At 74.4% G+C, this 5,661-nt stretch carries 2 protein-coding genes; both read left to right on the top strand.

Annotated elements, in window-relative coordinates:
* The first annotated feature begins 178 nt into the window (after window positions 1–178).
* Entirely contained in the window at window positions 179–1,729 is a 1,551-nt protein-coding gene (locus tag ACFXB5_RS41270; RefSeq protein WP_385218526.1) for an acyltransferase domain-containing protein, read from the top strand.
* Window positions 1,730–1,765: 36 nt separating this feature from the next.
* On the top strand, window positions 1,766–5,661 hold a 3,896-nt coding region (locus ACFXB5_RS41265), incomplete at its 3' end, for an SDR family oxidoreductase (protein WP_385218524.1).

Below are 5,661 nucleotides of genomic sequence, written 5' to 3'. Positions count from 1 at the left end.
TACTGGTCGGCGCGAGTTTCTGGTGGGTGGTCGTGTTTTTGTTAATACACCTCCCGTTCGGTGGGGGGGGGGGGGGGGGCCCCCGCACCCCCCCCCACCTCCGCGCCCCCCCGCCGCGCCCCCCGGGGGGGGGGCGCACCTCACCCACCGTCACCATCACAGCCATGGAGGCATCGGCATGTCCAGCAATCCGTCCCCCGGCGTCACGACGGCGTTCCTCTTCCCCGGACAGGGCGGCTTCGACGGCGAGGCGCTCCGCCGCGCCAAGGAGCGCCATCCCCAGATCGGCCGGGTCTTCGAGCGGCTCGACACCGTGACCGAGGAGCTCTACGGCAGCCGCATCTCCGAGGTGCTCTTCGGCGAGCGCAAGGCCGATCTGCGCGATCTGCTCGACAACGACCCGTGGGCCTCCCAGGTCGCCATCTACGGCGCCGGTCTGGCCGCCTACGAGATCCTCGCCGCCCAGGGCGTGGCCCCCGACGTGCTGGCCGGGCACAGCCTCGGCGAGATCACCGCCCTGGTGGCGGCCGGGGCCTTCTCGGTCGAGGACGGGGTCCGGATCGTCGCCCAGCGCGTCGCCGTGATCGAGCGGCACGGCGGGGTCGACGGCCGCATGGTGGCCCTGGCCGCGAGCGCCGAGCGCACCCGCAAGCTGCTGGAGCTGGTGGACGAGCCGCTGCTGGCCGTCGCCACCGAGAACCACGACGAGCAGACCGTGGTCAGCGGCCCCGCCGGGATCCTGGACCGGGTCGTGGCGATCGCCGGGCAGCTGGACGTGGGCGCCATCGAGATCGACACCCCCTTCCCCTTCCACACCCCGGCGCTCGCCCCCGCCGCCCCCGAGTTCGCCGCGTACGTACGGAAGCTGGACCAGCGTCCGCTGAACCGCCCGGTCTACTCGCCGATCCTGCAGCGCTACTACGAGCCGGGCGACGCCCTCGCCGATCTGCTGGCCGAGCACTTCACCCGGCCGGTGCGGTTCGCCGCCGCCGTACGGCACCTGCGGGAGACCGGCGCCGAGGTGTTCGTGGAGGCGGGCGGGCGCGCCGCGCTCTCCAAGCTGGTCGCCAAGGTGACCGACGGCTCCGCGGCGCGGTCGCTGCCCACGCTGGCCGTGACCGGCGGCCGGCTCGCGCTCGACGGAACCCTCGACGCGCTGCGCGAGGCCGGTCTGGCGGCGCCCGAGCGGGGCGGGCTCGCCGAGCTGCTGGCCCCCTCGGTGCCGGCGGACGTCTTCGCGGCGTACTGGAGCGAGCACGGCCACATGGTGCTGGAGCTGGTCCGCACCGAACTGGATGCCTTCCGCAAGTCCACCGAGGGCGGCGGCGCCGAGCCCGAGCCGGAGCCCGCGGCCGCCGTCGGGCCGGAGCCCGCCACCCAGGCCGCTCCCGCGTCCGCCCCGGAGGCCCCGGCGGCCCCCGCGTCCGGTGCGCCGGCCGACGGGTACGGCCGCGACCAGCTCTTCGGGGAGCTGCGGACCCTCTACGCCGAGGCGCTCGAATACCCCGAGGACGTCTTCGAGGACGAGGTGCAGCTGGAGGCCGAGCTGGGCGTCGACTCCGTCAAGCAGGTCGAACTCCTGTCCAGGGTCTCGAGCCGCTACGGGCTGCCGCCGCGCGAGTCCGGCTTCCGGCTGGCCACCTACAACACCATGGGCAAGATCACCGACTTTGTGCTCCAGCAGCTCAACGACCAAGGGGCCCACGCACCGGCCTCCGCCACGGGCTGAAGCGCCCCCTCGTCGCAGAAGGAGTCAATCGTTCCCATGAAAGACCTCACGGGGAAGGTGGCCCTGGTCACCGGGGGTTCCAAGGGCGTGGGCAAGGCGATCGCGCGGACCCTCGCGGCCCGCGGCGCCGATGTCGTCCTCAACTACTTCCACTCGCACGACCAGGCCAAGCGCACCAGGGACGAACTGGTGGCAAGCGGCGGCCGGGTCGAGCTCGCCCGGGCCTCGGTGGCCCGGCAGGAGCAGGTCGACCGGATGTTCGCCGAGATCGAGGAGCGCCACGGGCGGCTGGACATCCTGGTCAACAGCGCCGCCAACGGGGCTCTGCTGCCCCTGGCCGAGGTGACCGACGAGGACATCGCCAAGGCCATTGACACCAACTACAAGGGCGGACTGCGCTGCGCCCGCGCCGCGGCCGCGCTGATGGCGCGGGGCGGCGGCGGGTCGATCGTCACCGTCTCGGCGCTCGGCGGCTCGCAGATGGTGATGGCCAACTACTCGGCCTGCGCCCCCGCCAAGGCGGCCGCCGAGGCGGCCACCCGCTATCTCGCCGTGGAGTACGCCCCGCTGGGCATCCGGGTGAACACCGCCTCGGCCGCCATGCTGGAGAGCGAGGTCGCGGACAAGTTCCCCCGGGCCCGGGAGATGCAGGAGGTGATCGCCAGGGCGACCCCCTTCGGACGGCTGGGTACCCCGGAGGAGTTCGCCGACGTCGTCGCCTTCCTGGCCTCCGACGCCTCGCGGTGGATCACCGGACAGGTGGTGCTCGCCGACGGGGGACTGACGCTGGGCGCCGCCCTCATGTCGCCGCCCGCCGCGGCCCCCGTACGGGAGGAGGCCGCACCGGAGCCGGAGCCCGAGCCGGTCGTGGCCCAGCCCGTCGTGCCCCAGCCCGTTGTGACGCCCGAACCCGTCCTGGCGCCCGAGCCCGAGCCCGTACGGCCTCAGGCCGCCGGCACGACGGTCGCTGCCACGACGGCCGCTGCCACGACGGCCGCCGTCGCCGCGGCCGTGGACGCGCCCGGCTCCGACCTGCCCCCCGATGTCCCCGACGACGCGATCGCCGTCGTCGGCATGGGCCTGGCGGTCGCCGGGGCGAACAGCCCCGAGGAGTTCTGGAAGCTCCGTACGACCGGTGACGAGCTGTTCGTCAAGATCCCCCGGGACCGCTGGCGGCACGAGAACTTCCACGCCGTCGACACCGCCGCCGAGGACAAGGCGTACGCCGACCGCTGCGTCTTCATCACCGACTTCCAGGCCGCCTCCGGCTCCGTCGACAGCATGGCCGAGGGCGCGGACGACCACGAGCTGACCACCATGTGGCTGCGCCACAGCCTGGTCCAGGCCCTGGACGGGGTGCGCCACCAGGACTCCGACCGCTGCTCCTTCGTCGTCGGCTACACCCCCGACGGCAGCCAGCACCTGGAAGAGGCCGGGGTGCTGGACAGCGTCACCCGGATGACCCACGACATCCTCGGGGACCTGCCGCTGGACGACGGCGAGCGCACCACCCTCGGCGGCGACATCGAGGCGGCCCTGAACCGCCGCTACTGGCGCGCCGGCCAGGACCGCTCGCGCTTCCTGCCGCACCGCGTCGGGGAGCTGGCGATGCGCGGTCTGCTGCCGCCCTCCACCGAGCTGCACATGGTGGACACCGCCTGCTCCTCGTCGCTGTACGCGATCGACATCGCGGCCAAGGGTCTGCTGATGGGCAAGCAGGACATCGCCGTCTGCGGCGGCGCCTTCGCGCTCGCGCCGCGCGGCACCGTGCTCTTCTCCAAGCTCCAGGGGCTCTCCAAGCGCGGTGAGGTGCACGCGCTGGACGAGGACGCCGACGGTGTGATCTTCGCCGACGGCGCCGCGCTGGTCGTCCTCAAGCGGCTGAGCCGGGCGCGGGCCGACGGCGACGAGGTGCTCGGGGTGCTCCGCGCCTTCGGCTCGTCCTCCGACGGCAAGGGCAAGGCCATCTACGCGCCCAACGCCGCCGGTCAGAGCCTCGCGGTGCGGCGCGCCCTGGAGGCGGGCGAGGTCGAGGGCTCCGCGGTGAGCTGGGTCAACGCCCACGCCACCGGCACCCCGGCCGGTGACCTCGCCGAGTTCACCACGCTGCGGGAGTACTACGGCACCGCCGGACCCGCCACGGTCACCTCCAACAAGTCCCTGATCGGCCATACCGGCTGGGCGGCGGGCGTGGTCTCGCTCATCGAGAACCTGCTGGGCCTGGCCGAGCACACCATCCCCGGTCAGTTCCGCTTCTCCAGGCCCCGCGAGGACTTCCGGCTCGCCGAGACCGGACTGGAGATCACCCCCGAGCACAAGGGCTGGCCGGAGCAGGCCGGCGGCCCGCGGCTGGCCGCGGTGTCGGGCTTCGGCTTCGGCGGCACCAACGCCCATCTGATCGTCTCCGAGCACCGGGCGCGCCCCGCCGTCGCGGACGCCACCGCCACCGACCGGCCCGCGACCGTCACCAAGGTCCCGGACACCGGCAGCCGGGTGGCGATCGTCGGCTGGTCGGCCCATCTGCCGGGGCTGGAGGGCCGCGAGGAGGTCACCCGCTGGCTGGGCGGCGGTCCGCGCCCCAGCGACAGCTTCGGCGACGAGTACCCGGCGCCGCCGTTCAGCAAGGTCCGGCTGCCTCCCAAGACCATCCGCGCCCTGGACCGCTGCCAGCTGATGATCGTGGAGTGCGCCCATCAACTGCGCGACCAGATGCCGGAGTTCTGGCAGGAGCGGGCGCTCAAGACCGGGGTGTTCGTCGGCCATATGGGCCCGACCCGCGCCGCGATGCTCTACGCCAACCGCTGCTACCTCGACGACATCGCCGAGGCGCTGGGCGAGCTGCCCTCCGACGCCCTGCCCGGTGTGCTGGAGCGGCTCGGCGACCGCGTACGCGGCATGATCCCGGCCTCCAACGAGGACTCCTTCCCCGGCCAGATGCCCAACATCATCTCGGCCCGGGTGGCGAACTACTTCGACCTCAACGGCCCCAACATGACGATGGACTCCGGCTTCGCCTCCGCCGTCTCCTCCATCACCTCCGCGGGCCGCTATCTGCGCACCGGTGAGCTGGACTTCGCGCTCGCGGGCGGGATCAACGGCAACAGCCTCCCGGAGTACCGGACGCTGATCGGCGAGCTGCTGCCGCCGGAGGCCCGGGAACTCGCCGAGGGCGCCTTCCTGTTCGCCCTCACCACCGAGGAGCGGGCCCGCGCCGCCGGGCTCGAGGTGCTCGCGTACGTGGACGAGCCGCTCGGCGCCGTCGAGGCGGGGCGCGGGGAAGAGGCCGCGGACGAGATCCTGCTGTGCGGTGCGCCCGCGCCCGAGCACGCCCGCTATCTGGGCGCGGCCGGCGGCCTCGCCGTCCTCAGGGCGCTGCACCGGCCCTCGGGGACCGTGGAGATCGCCACCGACGAGAGCGAGGGCGCCGCCGGGGCCCGGCTCCGGCTGACCATCCCCGGTGACGGCCCCGAGGCCGCCGGTCCGGAGTCCGCGGGCCCGGAGGCGGTCCCGGCCGCGCTGCCCGCCGCGTTCGCCACCGGCGGACGGCTCGCGGACGGCACCCCGGTGCGGGTCCGCCGCCAGGTGCCCGTCCTGACCGGGCTGCCCGCGCGCACCGTGCGCGAGCGCGTCCCGTTCCTCCCCGCCGGGGCGGTGGTGCTCACCGACGCCCCCGAGCCGCTCGCCGCCGCCGCGCCGCCGGACGCGGACCTCACCGTCCTGTCCACGGCGCCGCTCGCGGCCCCGCGGCCCGGCTGGCACCACCTGCCCGAGGTCACCGAGGAGTCGGTCCGCCGGGCCCTGGCGGGCGCGGGCCCCGGGGTCACCCACCGCACGGGGGTGGGTGTACACGTCCCGGGGGGGGGGGGCCGGGCCCGCGCCCCCCCCCCCCCCCCACACCCCCCCCCCCCCACACGCGACCACCTCGACCACAC

Source organism: Streptomyces sp. NPDC059455, from assembly GCF_042750115.1.
Classification (GTDB): domain Bacteria; phylum Actinomycetota; class Actinomycetes; order Streptomycetales; family Streptomycetaceae; genus Streptomyces; species Streptomyces endocoffeicus.
The sequence above is the reverse complement of the archived record's forward strand: the minus strand, read 5'-3'. Positions and strand labels throughout refer to the sequence as shown.

What these genes read in the sequence shown, in the direction of transcription:
- ACFXB5_RS41270 (WP_385218526.1), top strand. Translation starts at nt 179, where the DNA reads ATGTCCAGCAATCCGTCCCCCGGCGTCACGACGGCGTTCCTCTTCCCC.